Here is a 22,216-nt window from a genome sequence, read left to right as displayed (position 1 = left end):
CACCCGGACGTTACACTTCATGGTCGCGTGATGGAATGCTGTAATCCGGGCGGCGAGCCACCTGGACGGGACGTCCGCGCGGGCCCGCCGCCCGGGACTCAGAAGCGGCTCACGGTTGACTCAGGCGGTGGCGCCGGCCAGCCAGCCGTGGTAGTAGCCGAGGCTGGTGTAGATGTCGGGCGTCTCACCGCAGACGCTGCCGACGCCGCGGCTGTCCACGCCGACGACCTGCCAGCGGCCCGCGACCTTGGTCAGCAGCGGCGAACCGGAGTCGCCGTTGCACGGGCCGCGGACGCCCTCGGGGTTGTCGGTGCAGACGTCGCCCCGGCGGATGCCCCAGGCGTCGTCCCCGTCGGCGTCCACCCGGCACTTCTCGGTGCTCGGCGGGATGATCGTGGTGTCGAGCTGGCGCAGCTCCTTCGGAAGCTGGCTCGGGTCGTTGTCGGTGGTGGAGGTGTAGCCCCAGCCGGTCGCGCGGACCTTGGTGCCCGGTGCGGTGATCTTGTTGGGGATCGGCGCCGGGGCCTGCTTCAGCGCGGTGTCCAGGTGCAGCAGCGCGACGTCGTACCCGGAGGCCCGCTCGTCCAGCGCCTGGTAGTCGGGGTGCACCTTGATGTCCTTGACCTGGGCGACGCTGCCGCCGGTGGTGCGGTCCTTGGACCCCACCCGGACGTGGAACAGCGCCGGGTCCATGATCGTGTAGGGCGCGCCGCCGGTGCCCGCCGTGGTCACGCAGTGCGCGGCCAGGACGATCCAGTCCTTCTTGATCAGCGCGCCGCCGCAGCGGTGCGAGTCGGGGTTGCCGTTGCGCAGGTACTGCAACGAGGCCATGAACGAGTAGGTCTGGTCCGCGGGCTGGCCGCCGATGATCTTCGGGGTCGGGTCGTCGGCCTGCGCCGCCGTGCCGAGGCCGGTCAGCGCGCCGGCGGTCACGCCCGCGGCCAGCGCGACGCGGGTCAGCCCGCGCCGCCAGGACGCGCGGGAAGCGCGCGGGTCGCCGGACGGGCTCGTCTCCGTGGTGGATCCCGTTCGCACGGGCAGCTCCGATCGTGTTGTGCTGCCGGACCGGCCACCGCCCCCGCCGTGCTAAGCGGCGATGGCGGACGGTCAGGCAAACGCTTGTGGCGCTCTTTTGCCGCGCGAGAGATTACCGGCTGTCCGGGATTAATGATCTTGATTCGGGATAAATCGCCCGTGCGCTGGGGCGATGCCGGACCGGGTAGGGTCCTGCGGAGACATGGCGACCAACACCCTCGGAATCCGGCCGCTCACCGCGCGCTCGGTCGTGCTGAGCACGCTCCTCGGGCTGCACCCGCCCCGCCTCCCCGCGCGCTACCTCGTCCGTGTCGGCGAGCTGTTCGGCATCGCCGAGGGCACGATCCGGGTGGCCCTGTCGCGGATGGTCGCCTCCGGCGACCTGGCCCAGGCGGGCGGCGAGTACGAACTGACCGAGCGGCTGCTGAGCCGGCAGGCCCGGCAGGACGAGAGCCGCTCCCCCCGGGCCCGGCCCTGGAACGGCGTCTGGGAGATCGCCGTCATCACCGCCGAACGCCGCTCCGCCGCCGATCGGGCCGCGCTGCGCCAGGCGATGTCCGAGCTCCGCCTCGCCGAACTCCGCGAGGGCACCTGGCTCCGTCCGGCCAACCTCAGCCGCCCCCGGCCCGACATCCTCGTCCGGCAGTGCACGTTCCTGGAGGGCGGTCCCGAGGACGACCCCGTCGCCCTGGCCGCGACCCTCTGGAACCTGACGGGCTGGGCCGCCGACGCACTCGCCCTGCGCGCCGCGCTCGACCGCGCGGGCACGCTCGCCGAGCAGTTCACCGTGTCCGCCGCCGTCCTGCGCCATCTCCTGGACGACCCGCTGCTGCCCCCGGAGCTGCTGCCGTCCGGCTGGCCCGGCCCGGCCCTGCGCGACCACTACGAGCGTTTCGAGAGCGGATTCGAACGGCTCCTCACCGAGCACATCCAGAGCTGAAACGATCTTGCTGAAATCGTGATCACCGATGCCTCGTCCGGCCGCCCCGTTTGGGCACAACTGGCCCGACGGCCCCGCGGAGCGGGCCGCTGAAGGAGGTAAGGCCACCATGGCGAACCGAACGCTGCAACAGATGATCCGCCGCAAGCCCATCGACCAGATCGAGGACGCCCCCGAGTCCGGCAAGCTGGCCCGCACCCTCGGCCTGTGGCAGCTCACCGCGATCGGTGTCGGCGGCATCATCGGCGCCGGGATCTTCTCGCTGGCCGGCGCGGTCGCCAACGAGAAGGCCGGTCCCGGCGTCCTGATCTCGTTCCTGATCGCCGGCATCGCCAGCGCCGCCGCCGCGTTCTCCTACGCCGAGTTCGCCGGCCTCATCCCGCGCGCCGGCTCGGCCTACACCTACGGATACGCGGTCCTCGGCGAGTTCACCGGCTGGGCGATCGGCTGGGACCTGCTGCTGGAGTACACCGCGATCGTGGCGGTGGTCGCCATCGGCATCTCGGGCTACTTCAACGATCTGCTCGGCTTCATGAACGTCGACCTGCCGGTCTGGATGATGGGCGCGCCCGGCACCGAGCCCAAGGGCTCCGGCCTCGCCGACGGCAGCTACAAGGTCAACCTGTTCGCCGCCCTGCTCTGCCTGCTCATTGCCTACGTGCTCAACCTCGGCATGAAGAACGCCGCCCGGTTCGAGACCGCACTGGTCTACCTCAAGGTCGGCATCGTCCTGCTGGTCATCGTGGTCGGCGTCTTCAAGATCAACGCGGGCAACTACTCGCCGTTCCTCCCGTTCGGCCTCTCCGGCGCCTTCACCGGGGCCGCGACGGTCTTCTTCGCGGTCTTCGGCTACGACGCGATGAGCACCGCCGCCGAGGAGTCCAAGGACGCGCGCAAGCACATGCCGAAGGCCATCATCTACTCGCTGGCCATCTCGATGGTCCTCTACGTGCTCGCCTGCCTGGTGCTCACCGGCATGGTCGACTACAAGGACATCAACCCCGAGGCCGCCTTCTCCTCCGCGTTCGCCGACGTCGGCCTGAAGACCATCGGCGCCATCATCGCCGTGGGCGCGATCCTCGGCGTGCTCACCGTGCTGTTCACCTTCATGATGGGCGCCACCCGGGTGTGGTTCTCGATGAGCCGCGACGGCCTGCTGCCCGGCTGGTTCGCCAAGACCCACGCCACCCGCCACGTCCCCACCCGGATCACCTGGATCCTCGGCGCCGGCTCCGCCCTGATCGCCGGCTTCCTCCCCATCGCCGAGGCCGCCGAGCTGACCAACATCGGCATCCTCCTGGCGTTCATCGTGGTCTGCGTCGCCGTGATCGTCCTGCGCTACAAGCAGCCCGACCTGCCGCGCGAGTTCCGCACCCCCGGCATGCCGGTCGTCCCGATCATCGGCGTCGTCTTCTCGGTCTGGCTGATCACCTTCCTCCAGTGGCAGACCTGGCTCCGCTTCGCGCTCTGGTTCCTCCTGGGCACGCTGGTGTACTTCGCCTACAGCCGCCGCCACTCCCTCCTCAACCGCTCGAAGAACCCCTCGTCCGGCAACTGACCCCCACCCGCTGAGCGCCGTCCCCGCACCCGCCTCCGGGGCGGCGCTCAGCGGCGCCCGGGCTTCGGCGTCCCATCAGCCCATGAGCATGAAGATCGTCGGGCCGTAGCATGCGCGGGTGAACACGATCGAGTTCCGGGTGGTTCCTCATCAGGGCGTGGACGTCATCGACATCGTCGTGGACGGCGCCCACCTGCTCGACCTGGTGCGCGAGGCCGAGCTCCCCCACGCGCGGCAAGAACAGCGGGAGCGGGCGGCCGAGTTCGCGCCCGATCCCGCACCGTTGCTGGCCGGCGACTACACGTGCCTGTCCCGCGGCTACGGCTGGCCTGACCGGCACCTGCTGACCGACTCGCCGGAGACCATGCTCCTCACCTGTACCTGCGGCATCGACGAATGCTGGCCGCTGATGGCCCGGGTTCAGGTGACGGGCTCGCTCGTCCGCTGGTCGGAATTCCACAACCCGTACCGCGACTGGGACCTCTCCGGCGTGGGCCCTTTCACGTTCTCCCGGACGCGCTACGAGCGGGCCCTCCGCCGAACGGGCGCCCCCGGCCGCGAGCCGGGTGCCTGACCACCTCGCGGCCTCCGATGGCCCGCCGGCCATGACAAATGTCATGGACGATTGATGGGCGATCTCACTGCATGGGCACCGGGGCCGCCGATCAGCATGAGCAGTATGAAGGCAACCGGCAAGAACGACCTCGCAGTTCGCGACGAAGACCTGGACCATCCGCGCACCCATCGAGCATTTCGCACGGTGAAGCTGCTCATCGGCGCCTACCTCGCCATCAGCGTGCTCACCCTCGTGGCGGCCTTCCTCCTCCGCGGCAACGCGGACGAAGTGAACGACACCGTCTGGGTGCGGGGGACCATCGTCGTCATCAGCGCGCTGCCGACCTTCGCCTTCGCCGCCCGCGCCGCCCGCGGCTCCCGCAGGGCGTTCCGCCGACTGCGGATCATCTCGGCCGTCATGGTCGTGGCCATCATCGTCATCGTCTCGCTGCCCGGCCTGATCCCGCTCTGGATGAAGATCGAACAGGGCGTCTGCGCGCTGCTCCTGGCCGGCGTCGCCGTGATCGTCAACGGCGGGCGGCTGCGCGCGCTGTTCGCCGCGCCGTCCCGGCCGCTCTGATCAGGGAGACGGTGTTAGCGTGCCTGCCATGCACGAGGGGCCGGTGGACGGCGGATCGGGCACCGATCCGCAGCGGTGGACTCAGGGCTGGCGCCACGCGCTCATGGCCACCGGGATGCTCGCGTACCCGTTCGTGACCGCGGCCGGCGTGGCGCAGTACTCGTCCGGCGCCGGAACCGTCGCCGGGCTGCTGATCGTGGCCGCCTTCTGTGTCTGCTACCTGCTCACCATCGTCACGCGCTACCGCTCCTGGCCCCCCGTCCGGCCACTGCTCGGGGCCATGACCGTGCTGTTCCTGGCCGCGCTCCCCTTCGCCAGGACGCAGGCGTTCTTCCTGTGCGCCGTCGTCGTCTCGCTCGCGGCCATCAGGCTGAGGCGCCAGGCCGTGCCGATCGTGGCGGCCGGGGCGGTCTCCGCCCTGCTCGTGCCCTGTGCGGTGCGCCCGTGGCACGCCGGGCTCGGCTGGATCCAGGCGATCGCGATCGTCTTCACCGCCCTGATGCTGTTCTCGTACGCCGAACTCGCGGACGCCAATCGGGCGCTGCTGGAGGCGCGCGCCGAGGTCGCCCGGCTGGCGTCGGAGGCCGAGCGGGCCCGGATCGCGCGCGACCTGCACGACCTGCTCGGCCATTCGCTCACCGTCGTCACGGTCAAGAGCAATCTCGCCCGCCGCCTCGCCGCGACCGACTCCCGCCGGTCCCTCGAAGAGATCACCGAGGTCGAGGCCCTGTCCCGGCAGGCGCTCGCCGACGTGCGCGCCGCGGTGTCGGGCTACCGCGAGGTGACCCTCGCCGGGGAGCTCGCGCGCGGCAGGGAGCTGCTGCGGGCCTCGGGCGTCGTCGCCGACCTGCCCCTGGCCGCCGACATGGTCGGCGCCGCCCACCAGGAACTGTTCGGCTGGGTCGTGCGCGAGGGCCTGACCAACATCGTGCGCCACGCGCACGCCGCCCGATGCACGGTCGTGCTGTCGGCGTCCCAGGTGGAGATCCGCGACGACGGCTCGGGCGGCCCGGCGTTCTTCGGAAACGGCCTGACCGGACTCCGGGAACGGGTCGCGGCGGCCGGCGGCAGCGTGGAGGCCGGACCGCTTAGCCCGCGCGGCTGGCGGTTGCGGGTCTCACTCGGCGAAGAGGGCACTGTGCCATGACGATCCGGCTGCTGCTCGCCGACGACCAGGAGCTGATCCGCAGCGCGCTGTCGGCCCTGCTCGACCTGGAGGAGGACTTCCAGGTCGTCGCCTCCGTCGGCCGGGGCGACCAGGTCGTCGACGCGGCCCGCGCGCACCGTCCGGACGTGGCCCTGCTCGACATCGAGATGCCCGGCCTGGACGGGCTCGCGGCGGCGGCGGTGCTCGCCGCCCAGGTCCCGGACTGCCGGGTGGTGATCCTCACGACCTTCGGCCGCTCGGGCTACCTCCGCCGCGCGATGGAGGCCGGCGCCGTCGGATTCGTCGTCAAGGACGTCCCGGCCGAGACGCTCGCCGACGCCGTCCGCCGGGTGATGGCGGGAGAACGCATCGTCGACCCGGCACTCGCCGCCGCGACCCTCGCGGCCGGCGACTCCCCTCTCACCGCCCGCGAACGCGACGTGCTCAACGTGACGCGCTCGGGCGCGACCGTGGCCGAGATCGCCGCCGTCCTCTGCCTGTCGGAGGGAACCGTCCGGAACTACCTGTCGGCCGCCATCTCCAAGACCGCGGCCCACAACCGCATGGAGGCCCTGCGCATCGCGGACGAGCACGGCTGGCTGTAGGAGGGACGCCGACCGGGCCCCTCCGGCTCCTCTCCGGCGGCCGGCGGACGAAGGGACGGCACGACCCGCCCCGAAGACCTCGAGCGTCCGGGAGACTCCGGCCATGGGAACCGACGTCTTCGCCTTGATCACCCGTTGGGAGCCGATGGTCGACGCGTTCCGGTCCTCCGGGAGTCTCGACTTCTACTGGAACGCACTTCCAAAACTCCTGCCCTATGCCTGGCAGCATCGCATCTCCGGGGGTTACGGCTTCGTCGAGGCCGCGTGGTACTACGACGCCCTAAGGGAGCATCTGCCGGTCCATGTGCGGACGCCCGCGGACGCATTCGTCCGCATGCTGTACGCCCGCTTGCTGTTCGCCGAGGCCAGCAGCGACGATCTGAAAGCGGACAGCGGCGCGCAGGGGGACGAGTGCGTGCTGTACGCCCTGCGCCCGTCGTCCGTCCGTTCCGCCCTGGAGCGTTTCGACTCCGTACCGTGGGACGCCCTGTCGGAGATCGGCGCGCGGACGGTCGATCCGCCGCGGACCGGGGACCGGTACGTGCCGGACTTCGACGCGTTCGAGACCGTGCTGTACCAGCATTGCCGGTGGCTGCGCGATGCGGCGGCACGCGACCACGGTGTGGTCGCGATCATCAGCCAGTGACCGGGCCACCACCGTCCGCGCCGCCGCCCCGTCCCGAGGACGAGGACGGCGGCGCGCGGCGGAGTCAGGACGCGGGCTTGAGGTACGTCGCCGGGATGGCGCCGACCACCTTCCGGCTGACGATCTTCCAACCGCCGAGGACGGTGCCCTGCTTCTTGTTGGCGGCGTAACCGCCGCCATGCGAGCCCGCGGGGCGTCCGTCGGGGTTCCCCTTCGAACCCGAGTCCGGGTTGGGGCCGGCCGGGTCGGAGCCAGCCGGATTGCTGCCGGCCGGGTCGGGGCCGGCCGGCTCACCGCCGTTCGGGTCGCCGCCCTTGGGCTGGAACGAACGGTCGTGGTCGACGACCTGGCGGGTCCCGATGAAGCGGTAGGTCTTGGGCTCGAACAGCAGCTCGAACCGGATGTCGTGATAGGTCTGGCCCACCGCGATGCTCCCGGGGTCGGGCTTGGAGACCGTCACGCCGGGGAGCGCCCCGGCCGCCTTGAACAGCGCCGCCTGCGCCGCGGGCGTCGGCTCGGGCCCGGAAACGACCTCGTGGACGAACTGGAAGGCCCCCACGTCCGGCGGGAGTGCCTTGATCTTCGAGCCCTGCTTGAGGAGCCAGGCGCGCATGGCCTTCGCGTCGGTCGGCAGATCACGGCGCGGGGTGGCGCCGTTCTTGCAGTCGTCGGGCACCTTGGCCGGATCGATCTTGGTCGCCTCCATCGGCTGGACGGCCTCGCACATCCAGTACCGCTGCTTCCAGTCGCCCGAGTCGAGCTTCAGGCCGATCCCCTTGCCGCTGACCGACCGCCAGAGCTTCTCGTGGATCACGCCGAAGTCCTCGTCCTGCGTCTCGGCCTCGGTGTAGATGTACTGGTCGGGGCGCGGCGCGGCGCCCCGGCCCGCGGTCACCGCGGCGCGGTCGAGGACCTGGACGGCGCTCACCGGCACGATCGTGGACGGCGCCGGTCCCGGCCCGCCGTCCGGCACCGCGACCAGGGCCGCGGCCACGCCGCCTGCCAGGCCGAGCGCGGCGAGTCCACCGAACGCCAGGCGGCGCCCCGGGACGCGGCGGCCGGCGGTCATCTCGGTCAGGAGCGCGGCGCGCCGCGCCGTGTGGCGGCCCGCGGGCATGTCCTGCCGCTCCGGCGGCATGAGGGGGTTCTGGTCGGTCATGAGGCTTCCTTCCCGAGGAACGTCGCGGCCTGTTCGGCCCTTCTGTGTCCGTCCGCCCGATCCGGTTCCGTGTACTGCCGGAGCCGCTTCCGGGCCCTGGCCAGCCGCGACCGCACGGTGCCGACGGGGATGCCGAGCGCCGCGGCGGCCTCCGCGTACCCGAGCCCCTCCCAGACGCAGAGCGCGAGGATCTCCTGATCGTTCCGGGACAGGTTCTTGATCGAACCGAGCACCGCCCGCATCTCGCGTTCGGCCTCGAGGCGTGCCGCCGCCGTCGCCGCGTCATTGGGGGCGGTCGGGCGAGCGCGCACGCGCTCCAGGGCGGCCCGGTGCCGGCGCAGGCTGCGGCGGTGGTTGTGCAGGACGTTGGCGGCGACTCCATAGAGCCAGGGCAGCAGCAAGTCCGCGCTCAGCCGTACCTTGGCCCGCCGCCGCCAGGTCTCCATGAAGACCACGGAGGTGAGGTCCTCGGCCGCCGACCAGTCCGCCGTTCGCCGGAAGCAGTAGTTGTAGATCGTGCGCGAATGCCGATCGAAGAGCTCACCGAAGGCTCGCTCGTCGCCGTCCCGCGCACGGGTCCACAGCTCCCTGTCCGGAGGGGGTTCGAGGGTCATGGCCTTCTAGTGTCCGTTCCGCCCTTCCGGTTCCCTCCCAGTCCGACCGGCCGCCGGGACCGCGACGGGCGGCAGCCCGTACGGCCCTCCCGCGTACGCCCGCGGCACCGCGGGGGCCGTCGGGGACATTCCCGGCCGGAACCGGATCGAGCGCAGAAGACCACCAGGACGAAATGAAGGGAATTTGAGATCTATATGCAACTTCTCCCGGCATGAGCGAATTGTAGGATTTCGCGATCTGAAGGGGGAAACAGAGTGGAAGTCGTGCGCACGGACGTCGACGGTGTACCCGTGTTCTGGACCGAGGGCGGCCCCGGCGACGGCGGCTACCGGGCAGCCCTGGTGTTCCGGGTGGGGCGGGCCGACGAGACCCTGGCCAGGGGCGGGCTGACCCATCTGGTGGAACATCTGGCACTGCACGCCGTGGGCGAAGCCGACTACCACCACAACGGCGCCGTGGACTCCGTCACCACCATGTTCGTCGCCCATGGCGAGGCCGGCAAGGTCGCGGCGTTCCTGACGGCCGTCTGCGACGCCCTCCGGGCGCTGCCCATGGACCGCCTCGAAGCCGAGAAGAAGATCCTGCGCACCGAGGCCGAGGGACGCGGCACCGGGATCGCCGGAGAACTGCTGCTGTGGCGCTACGGGGCCGCCACGTACGGCCTTCCCGCCTACGACGAGCACGGCCTGGCCGCCTGCACGCCCGACGACGTCCAGGCATGGTCGGCGCACTGGTTCACCCGGCAGAACGCGGCGCTGGCGCTCATCGGCGGTCCCCCGCCGGAGGGGCTCACGCTGGCGCTTCCCGAAGGGGAACGACGGCCCGTCCCCGAACCCACCGGCGCCCTGCCTCGCACGCCGGCCTACTTCACCAGCGACATCAACGGCGTTGCGTTGAGCGGCATCGTGCCGCGGTCCAGCGCGGCCAGGCTCTACACCAACATTCTGGGCCGCCGCCTGCACCGCGTTCTGCGGCGGGACGGCGCGCTCAGCTACACCACCGACGTCGCCTACACGCCCCGCACCGGCGGCACCGCACAGATCGTCGCGTTCGCCGACGGGCTGGCCGAAGTACGCCCGGAACTGGCAGAGCGCTTCCTCGGCGAACTCGAACGCATCGCCACGGAGCCGGTGGACCCCGCCGAACTCTCCGAAGCCGCGACGGCGGTCCGCACCGGCGCCACGTCCGACGACGCCCGCGCCGCCCAGTCCATCACGCACTGCCTCAGCGAACTGCTGGGCTCCCCCACCACCGACGAGGTACTGGCCGAGTTGGACGCGCTGAATCCGCAGGACGTCCAGGACGTCGGCCGCTCCGTCCTGGACAGCGCCCTGCTGATGCTCCCGCGCGGCCAGCGGCCGGCGGGAGCGCGCTTCCGCCCCGCTCCGACCCACTCGACCGTCGCGGTGGACGGCAGCGTCCGCACCAGCCCCGACGAGGTCCAGCTCGGCCTGATCACGGGCCCGGACGGCGCGACCGTCCTGACCGGCCCCTCGATGACCACCGTCCGCTTCGACCAGTGCGCCGCCGTGCTCGCCTGGCCGGACGGGGCCCGCCTGCTGATCGGCCTGGACGGCATGACGGCCGGCGTCGAGCCGAACCTGTGGAGCGGCGGGCACAACGCCGTCATCGAGATCGACCGGCATGCACCGGCCGAACTGGTCGTGCGCATGCCGGCCCGCCCCGACGAGCGCGTCCCGCCCCGCACCACCGAGGCCACGCCGGCGCCGGAGGAGGCCGACCACGCCGTCACCAGGGCGCTGGCCGCGGCCCTCGGCCTTCCCAAGAAGATCAGGGAACGCCGGCAGGAGCCCGCCTGGCAGGATCCCGAGCTGACGGCCGCGCTGCCCAGGGTCCGCAAGGGCGACCTGCCGGCCGGCCTCGAACTGTTGGCCCGCACCCGCGACGACACGGAGACGCGCTGCCTCTACCTGGAGAACCTCACCGACGCCGCCGCCGGCCGGAGCGCGGAGCTGACGCGGCTGGCCGCGAACGCTCCCGGTGACCCCGACACGCACCTGTGGCTGGGGGCGACCCGTATCAAGGAGGCCTGGCAGGCGCGCAGCGCGCACCGCGCCGAGTACGTCAGCGGAGAACAGTTCGGCCGCTTCTGGCGGCAGCTGGCCCTGGCCGGTCGCCCCCTGTACCGCGCCGCCGAACTGCTGCCGGGCGACCCCGCTCCCTGGGACCGCCTCCAGTGGTACGGCCTCGGCATGCAGGTCGGGCGAGACGAGCTCGACCGGATCTGGCGGGAACTGACGGACCGGCACCCGTCCCTCTATGCGGCCCACATCGGCCGGTCCCAGGTGTTAAGCCAGAAGTGGTCGGGCTCGGACGCCGAACTGCTCGACTTCGCCGAGGCCGCCGTCGCCGGCGCCGCGCCCGGCGACCCGGTCGCCTTCGTGCTGGCCCTGGCCCACCTGGAGGTCGGTCTCGAGAGCGGCGACCTCGACGACCACCTCGCCCGTCCCGAGGTGCATGCCGCGCTGGCGAAGGCCGCCGACCGCTGGCTGGACGCGTCCCGCACCCATCCCAGGACCCTGGAGGCCCACCACTACTTCGGCGCGGTCTTCTACCTCGCGGGAGACCGCGACCGGGCCCGCCGCCATCTCGCCAACGTCGGCCGCACCATCGCACCCGAGCGGGCCTGGGGATACCGGTCCGACATCGGCCGGCTGCTCACCCAGGTCCGCCGGGACCTCCGCTGGTGACACGCACATTCCCGCAGGCGGTTCGCGGCGTGCCGCCCGACTACACTCACCGGCCTGACGATCTTGGAGCGTCCCATGCCCCCGTCCGCCCACCTGGGCCCGCGCATCATCCTGCGCGAGACCGAACCTGAGCTCAGGCTCGGTTCCTTCGCCGCCGCGTTCGGCTGGGACAAGACCGTGCACCCCGAGGACCCGCAGGCCGGAACGCTGCGCGAAGTGGTGTGGGAGGGATACGACACCGGGCTTCACTTCATCGTCGACGACGCCACGGGATGTCCCTACCTCTACTTCTCCACCGGCACGGCCAACGACGCCCGAGTGCTCACCCGGATGGCGGCCGAACAACTGGAGGTGTACTCCCGTGAGGAACTGCTCGCCTCCTTCGACGCCGCTCACGACGCCGCAGACCGTCGGCGAGCCCTGCTGATGGCGGCCCTAGGCAGCTCGCACACCTTCGATCAAGATCTCCACCAGCGGATCAGCGACGCGGCGCGCGCCCCAGAGGCCGACCTCAGAAGCGCCGCGATCTATGCGATGAGCTACTCGCCGTCCGTCCGCTTCAAGCCACTGCTGGGACGGCTCAGCGCCGACGACCCGAACCCCGGGATCCGCCAGGATGCCGGGCTCATGCTCGAAGTCTTCGGCGAGGTCGGCACCGGCGGAGGCTGAGGCAGCCGATCAGGCTCCCACCTGAAGCGTCGTCCACACGGGCACGATCAGCCGCGCGCCTGCCCGGCTTCCCTCGCCACCCGCTCCAGCCGACTCCGATGGTCCTCCCACCACTCCGAACCGCCGCCTCCACCTCAGCCCCCGCACCTTGGCCGCCCCAAGGAGACCGAACCATCCGGTCCAGCGGTACATCTCACCGATCACGATGAATGTCGAACAACTCGGGCCCGCAGGGCGATCACCGCGATTACGGGCGTTCGCCATTCGGTAGGCGCTGCGCTATCGAGGCCACCTATTCACACCCCGACTACGAGCGCTGTTCCCTTTCCGCAGCCACAACTCGCCGAACTTCAGCCGCTGCGGCACGGCCGAAGATCTGCCCATTCGTGGAGAGCCAGATATCGACCACAACCTAATCAACCCCCGCAAATGATCTAGGCTGATTCGATGGGCTGGAATCTAGAGGTGGCTGCCGTCCGGACGGACCAGCTCGCGGACGCGGTGCCGGATCTGTTCGAACCGACGAGTACCACGATGGGATTCGAGGACGCGACTTCGTCGAGTCGAGGACCAGACCTTTGCGCCGCAAGAATCGGCGATTGGGTCGTGGTGGTCGACGTGTGGTGTCGGCTGTCCGGAAGCTTTGACTACCTGGCCGAGGCGTCCGCCTCGACCGACCTGCACTTGGTGCAGATCTCCGATGAACCGATCACCCTGCACTACAGCGCCGGTCAGCAGGTGATGGACGCGCGAGGTCTCGCCGCCTGCCTGCAAGTCACGCCCTGCGACGATGAGGACGGCGAGACCTGCGCGATGAAATACCTGCGTGAGACGACCGCCGTGTCCTGGGGAAACGATGACCTATGGGGTGCAAAGTTCGTGCTCTTCACCCTCGATTGATGTTCGCCGGCTGCGATGACGTCCTCGACGACGGGGGGGGAGGGGGGGAAGCGCGTGTCACGGCCGGGCTGGACTGAACCGCTCCTCGTCGGGGTCGGGCACGGCCAGCAGGGACTCGGCACCACCTTCGAGCATCTGGGCTATTTCGGTCGAGCGCGGGAGCATCGATTTCTCGTAGCTGCGCACAGCGTCATCGACGGTGGAGGAGCGAACGAGTGAGAGCGCGAGTTCACTGGCGTCGAGCATGGCGAGATTGACGCCGGCGCCCAACGGTGGCATAAGGTGTGCGGCATCTCCGAGGAGCGTCACGCTGGGCGAGTGCTCCCACGTGTGCGGCACCGGCAGGGCGAGGAGAGGGCGATCGGCGTAGGCGCCGTCGTTGTCGCTGATCATCCGGAGCAGCTGGGGCGACCAGGCCGCGTACTCCCTGAGTAGGTACGCGCGGATGCCCTCGGTGTCCTCGGGGCGAAGCCCCTTCCCCACGATCCAGTCCGCGGGGAGGCGCTGCATGATGTAGACGCGCATGTGGCCGCCACTGTTCCGCTGCGCGAAGAGGCCACGCTCCCCGTCGGCGACGTGGGCGCTGCCCTTCCCGACCAGTTCGGAAAGCTCGGGGTGCGCGATCTCCATGTCGTCGAACCATGCCTCGAGAAAGCTGACCCCTGTGTAGTGCGGTGTCGCGGGCGACATCGCAGTGCGGACGCGGGAGAAGGCGCCATCCGCGCCGATCACGAGATCGGCCCCGACGGCCGTCCCGTCGGTGAACGTCAACGTCCGCGGTCCGTCGGCCGGACCGCTCACCGACTCGAGAGTGCGTCCCCACTGAACCGTCCCCGCAGCGAGTGAGCTCAGCAGGAGATCGCGCAGCTGTCCGCGGTCGATCTCGGGACGGAGCGTTTCGCCCTCGTCCGGCACATGGTGGGCATGGACGCTCCCCGACGGGTCTATCCGGCGCATCTCCTGCCCCTCGAATCTGGCGAGCGCGAAGAACTGCTCCAGCAGGCCCGCTTCACGGAGTGCGAGCTGGCCGTCGTCCTCGTGCAGATCGAGCGAGCCTCCCTGGTTCCGGGAGCTCGCATCCGGATCGCAGTCGTACACGGTCACCGCGATCCCGTGCTGTTGCAGGATGCGTGCGCAGGTGAGACCTCCCGGGCCGGCGCCGATGATGCTGATGCGCGCGCTTGCGGGTGTCGGTGAGTCCACGGTGGCTTCCCTTCGACGGTCGGGGTTCCGGTGACACTGCGGCGCAGCGGTGTCCGGTGCCGCGCCCCGATGGGCGGCGCCCCCTGTCGAGACCAGCAAAGCATGAACGAGTCAACAACTGCAACCGTTGCACTTTCTGCTTCATTCCACTTACGGGTACAGTGGCGCCATGCCCGACACTCCGCCCCTTGGCCGCCGCGAGCGCAAGAAGGCCGCGACCAGGCAGGCCATCGCCGACGCCGCCCTGGAGCTCTTCCTGGAGCACGGATTCGAACGAGTGAGCGTCCGCGACATCGCCGAACGAGCCGACGTATCGACGACGACCCTCTTCGCGCACTTCCCGAGCAAGGAGGCACTGGTGTTCGACCGCGAGGCGGAGGTTGAGACCGCCTTGACCGCCGCCGTCCGCGAACGGCCCGCGGGTCAGGGCGTGGTCGAAGCGCTCCGCGCTCACGCACTGACGTCCTGGGTGCGGATGGCGTCGGATCCGCGTCGGGACCGTTTCACCGCGCTGGTGGACCGGACGCCCGCGCTGCGCGAGTACTGGGAGCGCATGTGGATGCGGCACGCGGGCGCCCTCAGTGCCGTGATCGCGGAGGAACTCGGCCGAGAAGCCGATGATCTCGCTTGCTCGGCACTCGCACGGTTCGTCCTGGAGGTTCCGGCCCTGGCCACCGTCCGGGACGATCCACGCGCCTCCGTGGAGACGGTGTTCGATCTGCTGATCCACGGTTGGCAGTCGTCGCAGCTCGGTGCCGGGGATGCGACCACGGACCCCCGCAAGGTGTGACACATCGGGATGGACGATCGCACTTTGAGCCGGTGGTCGCGCATCCGCGCAGGAGACAGTACCGGCGCAGCAGGGGTGTTGGGCCGTACTGGGGCGGGTGGGATATCGGCCAGGCAGGCGGACGCCGTGGTCAGCTCGCAGAACGGAGCTCTCCCGCCGTCGCTCGTGGACACGCTCTCCCGCCTGCCGGCCCGCGACCACGCTGCTGCCCCGCACGACGACCGGCGTACTGTTGCAGATCTTGGTGAAGGCGAAGCCGGGGGTGCCGCCCGCAGACCACCGGCGGAGGGTCCTCCGAGACGTTGTCTTCGAGACGGCGGTTGACGGGCATAAAGGCGGGCTGAAGACTGAGCACCTCATCGGCCACTGGAAGGATGCCGTGCGTGCTGCACTCGCGGGTCTCGTGGCCGGTGGCCTGCTAGGAGCACTATGGGGCGCCACTAACGAATTCGGGGCTTGGAACAGTGCGATGGGCGCCGGCCTGATAGGTGTTCTCGCGGGGGCGTGTGTCCGCTACTGGAAGGATGCCGTGCGTGCCGCGTTCGCGGGTCTCGTGGCCGGTGGCCTGCTAGGAGCACTATGGGGCGCCAGTAGCGGGTCGTCCGACAGCGCCCTAGGCACTGGTCTGATGGGCGCTATGGCCGGGACGTGCATTGCCTTGGTCGTGACGGCGGTACGCAACTCATGGAGGAGCCGCCGCGAGCAGCGCAAAGAACGCTGAGTATCGAACGTGATCGACCTGGTCTTCCTCGCCATCCGCGCATTATGAGAACGCATCCTCTCCTTGCCTTCAACCTCACCCCCGCCCACATTCCTACGTGCCGCCTTCACCCCTCCCGGGATTCGGCAATCGTCACCGCTTCCCTCCCCACGAAGACGCACCGACGTCACGCAGGAGCCCGCAAGGCTACGAAGCCCTTCGATTCGGTCTCGATCAATCGTCCCGCGCTGCGACGTCGATCGGGCGGCGGGGCGTACCCGCGGCAACGGTTGGCCGGGGGCCGGCGCCCGGTGGTGCGGCGCGCAGCGAGGGGCGGCACCCCTTGATCTGGACAGCGGGACAGTGCGGGGCGAGGGAGACGTGTACGTGTCGGCCTCTGACAGCAACCGGAACGCGGCGCGCCTCCCTACTCTCTGGGACGCACCGCGTTCCTTTTGCGCGAGACGGCCTGAGAGGCACTCTCACTTCAGTGGGTCACGCGAAATTGATGGCGGCTGCCGGAATGCGCGCAAGAGGGAATCGTCGTTTCTGGCAAGAGTGCCTGACCGCGGTGGCAGAATGCGGCGGCAATGCTCCCGTCAGGAAGGAAAGGCCTCGGGATGGACGCGAACGACAAGCCGCGGACCCTCTACCCGCTGAAGTTTCTGGAGCTCCCCGCGCTGTTGCCCCTGGATCCGGTCGAGCCGGTGCCGGCGGAGGTCGAGCCGGGGTTGGAGGCGTACCGGAACGGAGACCTGGACGACGCGATGAACGCGTTGCGGGACGTCGCCGAGACGGGGCGCACGACCGTGGCCGGGCACCGGCGGCGGCGCTGGCGGGGATCGAACTCGGCGCGGGTCTGATGAACTGCTGGGATTCGTTGGACCAGGTGGCGGAGGGCGAGGACCCTTGGCTGGGGCCGCTGGCCGGGGTGCTGCTCGCGGAGCTGGAGCTGCGGGAGGACGGGCGCTCGCTGCTAAGCGGGGTCACCGCGCAGCTCACCGGCGACGCGGAGGCGGCGCGGGCGCTCTACGCGGAGGCGGACGAGGAGATCGCCACCGTTCTGCTCGGCAATCTGCTGATCGTCAGCGGCGACCTCGTGGCGGCCGAGGAGCCGCTGAGGCGGGCGCTGAGGTCGGACAACAACATGATCGCCGGGTATGCGGGGCACCTGCTCGGCCACGTCCTCATCTCGCGGAACGAACTGGAGGAGGCCGGAAACGTCCTGAGCGACGCGTTCTGGCGGTGCCACCCGCGCGGAACGGGTCCCGACGTGCTGGTGCCCTGGGTCGGCGTTCGGATCGGTGAGCTGCTGGCCGGGACGTTCATGCTCGACGTGGTCGATGACCTCATGGAAGCCGGCGGCATGAGCGAGCTGTACTTCACGCGGGACTTCTTCGAGAACGCGGCACACTTCACCAAGCACGGCGGGCCGTCGCTCACCAAGATCGGGCTGCACCTGTTCCCGTGCGACTTCGACGTCGTCCGGGACGCGCTTGAGCGGCTGAGCGTGTGGAGCGACGAACGTTACGAGAGGGGCCGGGCGCTGACTGTTCTCCTGGGCAGGCGATTGCTCGAAGAGGAGAGACCCTGGTCCGACTACTACCGACTCTGGCGGGAGTTCGTGGCTGACATCGGCGGCGTCTAAGAGCTTGCCTCATCTTGTGGCGTGATGAGCTGCGGCATCATTGCCTTTCGTGGGTGCTGGATCCGCCGCCGGATCTCCATGGTGGAATCTGATTTTGTGGTCCAACGGGTCGCCCAGAAAGCTCGTCCGACATGATGACCTTGGCGAGTTTCTCGTAGCAGGTCAGCGCGGTGGTGAGGCGGCGGTATCCGAAGAGCCAGGCGATGGATCGTTCGATCTTCCATGCTGCGCGGACTCGCGCCCGCGCTCGGCCTGCACGCCTCGGACCTGTCCCCGATCGCCGGGCGAAGGCTACCGGACGACCTGGGTCCCGTCGCAGGACCCTGCGGAGCGGCATCGGGAAGCCGCTCTCGCCTCGAGCGTGGTCCCCATCCTCACCGCATGCAGAGCGACCGCCCAAATCTCACAACACCTCGAACTTGCGCCTCTGTAGTGGCATCGGACTCTGCGTACGACGCACTCGGGGCCGATGGCCGTTTCGGCCCTGGCCCCCGTTCAGAGGAGAGATCCATGAAGTCCTGGCGCTCTTTCGCCGCTGCCGGCCTGATCGCCGGTGCCGCCATGACCACGGTCTCGCTGGCCACGGGCACCGCTCTCGCCGACCCCGGACAGTGGACGGTGGCGGGAGGCGGGTACCCGACGCTGGTCGCCTGCCAAGTGGACGGAGTCAATTACGTCTCCGATCCGGCGAGCAACGGCGGCTACCACGAATTCGCATGCGCCCCGTCCACAGTCGGCACCTGGACCATGTGGGTGCGCTGACCGACCCGCACTGAGAATTCTCCGCCCCGAGACCATGCTCGGGGCGGAGCCCGGGTGCGGTCCAGCTCGGCAAGCTCAGCACGTCCATAATCCGGGACTGGCGGACGCCCATTCTTGACACCAGGGTCTCGGCGAACATGGCGGCCAAGGTGTACCGGCTGCTGCGGGCGGTGCTCATGACGGAGGTTGTGAAAGACAAGATCTTGACCCGCAATCCGTGCCGTTCCAAGAAAAGGATTTTGCTTCCCAGGGAGCATGTTGACTATGCATAAATGGCCCTGGGGGCGGGATGGCGAGTTGGACCTGGACTCGTTACCGGTGGCGCGTTCGGAATACCGCAGGCAGGTGCAGCGTGTCTTTCCGGGCCGGCTGGAGGGGCGGGCGGTGGAACTGGCGGAGCTGGCGGAGTTCTGCACTCGTGCTCAGGGGCCGTCCTGGATGTGGTGGCAGGCGCCGGCGTGGTCGGGCAAGTCGGCGTTGCTGGCCTGGTTCGTGCTGCATCCCCCTGAGGGGGTGCGGGTGGTGTCGTTCTTCATCACCGCGAGGTTTGCCGGTCACAACAGCCGGGCGGCGTTTGTGGAGGTGGTGTCCGAGCAACTCGCTGAGATCGCTGGGGAACCGGCGCCGGTGAGCGCGTCGGAGAGTACGCGCGAGGCGCATCTGCTGGGGTTGCTGGGCCGGGCGGCGAGTGCTTGCCACGTACAGGGGCGGCGGCTGGTGCTGGTGGTCGATGGGCTGGACGAGGATCGCGGGGTGGCGACCGGTCCGGAGGCGCACAGTATCGCGGCGTTGCTGCCGGAGATTCTGCCCGATGGTGTCCGGGTCGTGGTGTCCGGGCGACCTCATCCGCCAGTGCCCTCGGATGTGCCGGAGCGCCATCCGCTGCGGGATCGCGGCGTCATCTGCCCGCTGAGCGCCTCGGCGGCGGCAGGGGCGATCAAGGGCCCTGCGGTACGCGGGTTGACGCACCTGTTGAAGGGGTCATCGGCCGAGCAGGACTTGCTCGGCCTGGTCACTGCGGCCGGAGGTGGCCTGTCGGATGCCGATCTGGCCGAGTTGACCGGGTGGACCACTCCAGAGTCCGCCGAGCACCTGGCCGCGGTCTCGGGGCGGACCTTCACCCCTCACGTCAGCCGGTGGGTGTCGCAGGGTCGGCCCGAGTTGTATGTACTGGCCCATGAGGAACTGCGGATGATGGCCGTTGATCGGCTGGGCGCGCAGCGGCTTGGGGGATACCGGCAGCGGTTGCGCGTCTGGGCGCACGGCTACCGAGACGGAGGATGGCCTGCGGATACCCCGGAATATCTGCTGCGGGGCTATTTTGCGATGCTGCGTGCGGCCGACGACCTGCCGGGCATGATCGAATGCTGCCTTGATACGGCGCGGCATGACCGGCTGCTCCATGTCAACTGCGGCGACCATATCGCTTTGGCCGAGATCAAGGCCGCCCAAGAGGTCATCTGTGGTAGCGAATTCCCTGACCTGCCGACGATGTTCCGCCTCGCCATCACCCGTGACTACCTCCAGCAACGCAATTCCAACATTCCCTCAGATCTACCCGCGGCATGGGTAATGCTGGGCGCTCCAGACCGGGCTGAGGCCTTGGCCCGTTCTCTCACCGACCCCTTCCGGCAGGCGCGGGCGCTATCGGATCTGGTGGAGGCGGTGATGGCCAGTGGTGACCTCGACCGGGCCGAGGTCCTGGCCCGCTCCCTCACCGACCCCTCCCAGCAGGCGCGGATGCTGTCGGATCTGGTGACGGCGGTGGCGGCCAGTGGTGACCTCGACCGGGCCGAGGTCCTGGCCCGCTCCCTCACCGACCCCTCCCAGCAGGCGCGGGCGCTGTCGGATCTGGTGACGGCGGTGGCGGCCAGCGGTGACCTCGACCGGGGTCGCGAGCTAGCCGCTCAGGCCGAGACCCTCGCCAACTCCCTCACCGACCCCTTCCAGCAGATGTGGGCGCTGTCGGTTCTGGTGAAGGCGGTGGCGGCCAGTGGTGACCTCGACCGGGCCGAGACCCTCGCCAACTCCCTCACCGACCCCTTCCAGCAGGCGCGGGCACTGACGGATCTGATGACGGCGGTAGTGGCCAGTGGTGACCTCGACCGGGCCGAGACCCTGGCCCACTCCCTCACCGAACCCGCCGAACAGGCACAAGCACTGACAGACCTGATGACGGCGGCGGTGACCAGCGGCGACCTCGACCGGGGACGCCAACTGGCCGCCCAAGCCGAGACCCTCGCCAACTCCCTCACCGAACCCTCCGATCAGGCGCGGGCGCTGACGGACCTGATGAAGGCGGTGGCGGCCAGCGGTGACCTCGACCGAGCCGAGACCCTCGCCAACTCCCTCACCGAACCCTCCGATCAGGCGCGGGCGCTGAGGGGTCTGGTGAAGGCGGTGGCGGCCAGCGGTGACCTCGACCGAGCCGAGACCCTGACCCACTCCCTCACCGACCCCCTCCAGCAGGCACACGCACTGACAGACCTGGTGGAGCCGGCGGTGGCCAGCGGCGACCTCGACCGAGGACGCAAGCTGGCCACCCAGGCCGAGACCCTCGCCCACTCCCTCACCCGCCCCGCCCAACAAGCGCGGGCGCTGACGGACCTGATGAAGGCGGTGGCGGCAAGCGGTGACCTCGACCGGGCCGAGACCCTGGCCCACTCCCTCACCCACCCCTCCCGGCAGGCACAAGCACTGACAGACCTGGTGGAGCCGGCGGTGGCCAGCGGCGACCTCGACCGAGGACGCAAGCTGGCCACCCAGGCCGAGACCGTCGCCCTCTCCCTCACCGAACCCTCCGATCAGGTGTGGGTGCTGAAGAGTCTGGTGACGGCGGTGGCGGCCAGCGGTGACCTCGACCGAGCCGAGACCCTGGCCCGCTCCCTCACCGACCCCTTCGAGCAGGCACAAGCACTGACAGACCTGATGACGGTGGCGGTGGCAAGCGGTGACCTCGACCGAGCCGAGACCCTGGCCCACTCCCTCACCCACCCCTCCCGGCAGGCACAAGCACTGACAGACCTGGTGGAGGCGGCGGTGACCAGCGGCGACCTCGACCGGGGACGCCAACTGGCCACCCAAGCCGAGACCCTCGCCAACTCCCTTACCCACCCCGCCGAACAGGCGTGGATGCTGAGACGTCTGGTGAAACCGGTCGCGGTCAGCGGTGACCTCAACCGGGCCGAGACCCTGGCCCGCTCCCTCACCAATCCCCTCCAGCAGGCACAAGCACTGACAGACCTGATGACGGTGGCGGTGACCAGCGGCGACCTCGACCGGGGACGCCAACTGGCCACCCAAGCCGAGACCCTCGCCAACTCCCTCACCGAACCCTCCCAGCAGTTGTGGGTGCTGAGCGATCTGGTGACGGCGGTGGCGGCCAGCGGTGACCTTGACCGGGGACGCGAACTGGCCGTCCAGGCCGAGACCGTCGCCCTCTCCCTCACCGACCCCTCCGATCAGGTGTGGGTGCTGAGCGGTCTGGTGAAGGCGGTGGCGGCCAGCGGTGACCTCGACCGAGCCGAGACCCTGGCCCACTCCCTCACCGACCCCTTCGGGCAGGCACAAGCACTGACAGACCTGGTGAAGCCGGTGGCGGCCAGCGGCGACCTCGACCGGGGACGCGAACTGACTGCCCAAGCCGAGACCCTCGCCCTCTCCCTCACCGAACCCTCCCAGCAGGCGCGGGCGCTGGTGATGGTGGCGCAGACCGTGGATGAGCGCGCGGCTAAGAACTACATCGCTCAAGCTCTGTCCGTGGGTGCTTGGACTATCCCCCTGGATGCCTTTGCCAGGGTCGATCCAGGTCAGTTGCTGGCAGTTGCCGACTACTTCCTGCGTAGCTCAGTAAGCCGGTCGGCTGGGGCGGGACCGGCCCGGAGAGACCGCATGCCCGGCCCGGACGAACCGGCCCCGGCCGCGTAGCGGCCGGTTTAGAGATGTAGAGACCGTTCTCCTCCAGCCGCATCCAGCCTTCAGCGTCCTCTGGGA

General features: G+C 69.9%; 19 protein-coding genes. 15 read left to right on the top strand and 4 right to left on the bottom strand.

What is annotated here, in order from left to right:
- Nucleotides 1-120 precede the first annotated feature (120 nt).
- The gene (locus QP090_RS16455; protein ID WP_285939782.1) at nt 121-1,035 is read right to left on the bottom strand and encodes a S1 family peptidase; all 915 of its coding nucleotides are present in this window, start codon (nt 1,033-1,035) and stop codon (nt 121-123) included.
- A gap of 202 nt (nt 1,036-1,237) precedes the next feature.
- Between QP090_RS16455 and QP090_RS16450 the strand changes: the two genes are divergently transcribed.
- The 7 genes from QP090_RS16450 to QP090_RS16420 all read left to right on the top strand — a co-directional run bounded on the left by QP090_RS16450 (nt 1,238) and on the right by QP090_RS16420 (nt 7,066).
- On the top strand, nt 1,238-1,975 hold the full coding sequence (locus QP090_RS16450; RefSeq protein WP_285939780.1) for a PaaX family transcriptional regulator C-terminal domain-containing protein: 738 nt from the start codon (nt 1,238-1,240) through the stop codon (nt 1,973-1,975).
- A 109-nt stretch (nt 1,976-2,084) separates the two neighbouring features.
- Complete coding sequence (locus QP090_RS16445) at nt 2,085-3,533, top strand: amino acid permease (RefSeq protein WP_285939779.1); 1,449 nt, start codon at nt 2,085-2,087, stop codon at nt 3,531-3,533.
- 118 nt (nt 3,534-3,651) lie between these two features.
- Nucleotides 3,652-4,107, top strand: coding sequence for a hypothetical protein (locus QP090_RS16440; protein ID WP_285939778.1), 456 nt, complete (start codon nt 3,652-3,654; stop codon nt 4,105-4,107).
- A gap of 105 nt (nt 4,108-4,212) precedes the next feature.
- Entirely contained in the window at nt 4,213-4,668 is a 456-nt protein-coding gene (locus QP090_RS16435; protein ID WP_285939776.1) for a hypothetical protein, read from the top strand.
- Between the two features lie 28 nt (nt 4,669-4,696).
- A complete protein-coding gene (locus QP090_RS16430; RefSeq protein WP_285939774.1) occupies nt 4,697-5,815 on the top strand; it encodes a sensor histidine kinase in 1,119 nt (372 codons plus the stop codon).
- Nucleotides 5,812-6,420, top strand: coding sequence for a response regulator transcription factor (locus QP090_RS16425; RefSeq protein ID WP_285939772.1), 609 nt, complete (start codon nt 5,812-5,814; stop codon nt 6,418-6,420). Before QP090_RS16430 ends, QP090_RS16425 begins: the two co-directional genes overlap by 4 nt.
- A 103-nt stretch (nt 6,421-6,523) precedes the next feature.
- Entirely contained in the window at nt 6,524-7,066 is a 543-nt protein-coding gene (locus QP090_RS16420) for a hypothetical protein (protein WP_285939771.1), read from the top strand.
- A 64-nt stretch (nt 7,067-7,130) separates the two neighbouring features.
- Here QP090_RS16420 and QP090_RS16415 read toward each other — a convergent pair whose 3' ends face one another.
- Together QP090_RS16415 and QP090_RS16410 are read right to left on the bottom strand one after the other, a co-directional pair.
- Complete coding sequence (locus QP090_RS16415) at nt 7,131-8,225, bottom strand: CU044_5270 family protein (RefSeq protein ID WP_285939769.1); 1,095 nt, start codon at nt 8,223-8,225, stop codon at nt 7,131-7,133.
- Nucleotides 8,222-8,839, bottom strand: a complete 618-nt coding sequence (locus tag QP090_RS16410; RefSeq protein ID WP_285939767.1) for an RNA polymerase sigma factor — start codon at nt 8,837-8,839, stop codon at nt 8,222-8,224. Before QP090_RS16410 ends, QP090_RS16415 begins: the two co-directional genes overlap by 4 nt.
- A 264-nt stretch (nt 8,840-9,103) precedes the next feature.
- On the opposite strand from QP090_RS16410, the gene QP090_RS16405 reads away from it, so the two are divergent.
- The 3 genes from QP090_RS16405 (at nt 9,104) to QP090_RS16395 (ending at nt 13,120) form a co-directional block, all read left to right on the top strand.
- Nucleotides 9,104-11,551 (top strand): M16 family metallopeptidase, encoded by a 2,448-nt coding sequence (locus tag QP090_RS16405; RefSeq protein WP_285939765.1) that lies wholly within the window; start codon nt 9,104-9,106, stop codon nt 11,549-11,551.
- Nucleotides 11,552-11,626: 75 nt separating this feature from the next.
- The gene (locus QP090_RS16400; protein WP_285939763.1) at nt 11,627-12,220 is read left to right on the top strand and encodes a hypothetical protein; all 594 of its coding nucleotides are present in this window, start codon (nt 11,627-11,629) and stop codon (nt 12,218-12,220) included.
- 447 nt (nt 12,221-12,667) lie between these two features.
- Complete coding sequence (locus QP090_RS16395) at nt 12,668-13,120, top strand: hypothetical protein (RefSeq protein ID WP_285939761.1); 453 nt, start codon at nt 12,668-12,670, stop codon at nt 13,118-13,120.
- A gap of 57 nt (nt 13,121-13,177) precedes the next feature.
- Here QP090_RS16395 and QP090_RS16390 read toward each other — a convergent pair whose 3' ends face one another.
- The gene (locus QP090_RS16390; protein ID WP_285939760.1) at nt 13,178-14,323 is read right to left on the bottom strand and encodes an FAD-dependent oxidoreductase; all 1,146 of its coding nucleotides are present in this window, start codon (nt 14,321-14,323) and stop codon (nt 13,178-13,180) included.
- 169 nt (nt 14,324-14,492) lie between these two features.
- Between QP090_RS16390 and QP090_RS16385 the strand changes: the two genes are divergently transcribed.
- The 5 genes from QP090_RS16385 to QP090_RS16365 all read left to right on the top strand — a co-directional run bounded on the left by QP090_RS16385 (nt 14,493) and on the right by QP090_RS16365 (nt 22,150).
- Nucleotides 14,493-15,113, top strand: a complete 621-nt coding sequence (locus QP090_RS16385; RefSeq protein ID WP_285939759.1) for a TetR/AcrR family transcriptional regulator — start codon at nt 14,493-14,495, stop codon at nt 15,111-15,113.
- A 1,320-nt stretch (nt 15,114-16,433) separates the two neighbouring features.
- Nucleotides 16,434-16,676 (top strand): hypothetical protein, encoded by a 243-nt coding sequence (locus QP090_RS16380; protein ID WP_285939757.1) that lies wholly within the window; start codon nt 16,434-16,436, stop codon nt 16,674-16,676.
- Nucleotides 16,677-16,693: 17 nt separating this feature from the next.
- Complete coding sequence (locus QP090_RS16375; RefSeq protein ID WP_285939755.1) at nt 16,694-17,461, top strand: hypothetical protein; 768 nt, start codon at nt 16,694-16,696, stop codon at nt 17,459-17,461.
- Nucleotides 17,462-17,971: 510 nt separating this feature from the next.
- Nucleotides 17,972-18,223: a hypothetical protein gene (locus tag QP090_RS16370; RefSeq protein WP_285939753.1), complete on the top strand. Its 252-nt coding sequence runs from the start codon at nt 17,972-17,974 to the stop codon at nt 18,221-18,223.
- A 297-nt stretch (nt 18,224-18,520) separates the two neighbouring features.
- Nucleotides 18,521-22,150: a hypothetical protein gene (locus tag QP090_RS16365; protein ID WP_285939751.1), complete on the top strand. Its 3,630-nt coding sequence runs from the start codon at nt 18,521-18,523 to the stop codon at nt 22,148-22,150.
- The last annotated feature ends 66 nt before the right edge of the window (nt 22,151-22,216 follow it).

It is taken from the genome of Actinomadura xylanilytica (assembly GCF_030283145.1).
Taxonomy (GTDB): Bacteria; Actinomycetota; Actinomycetes; order Streptosporangiales; family Streptosporangiaceae; genus Spirillospora; species Spirillospora xylanilytica.
The sequence above is the reverse complement of the archived record's forward strand: the minus strand, read 5'-3'. Positions and strand labels throughout refer to the sequence as shown.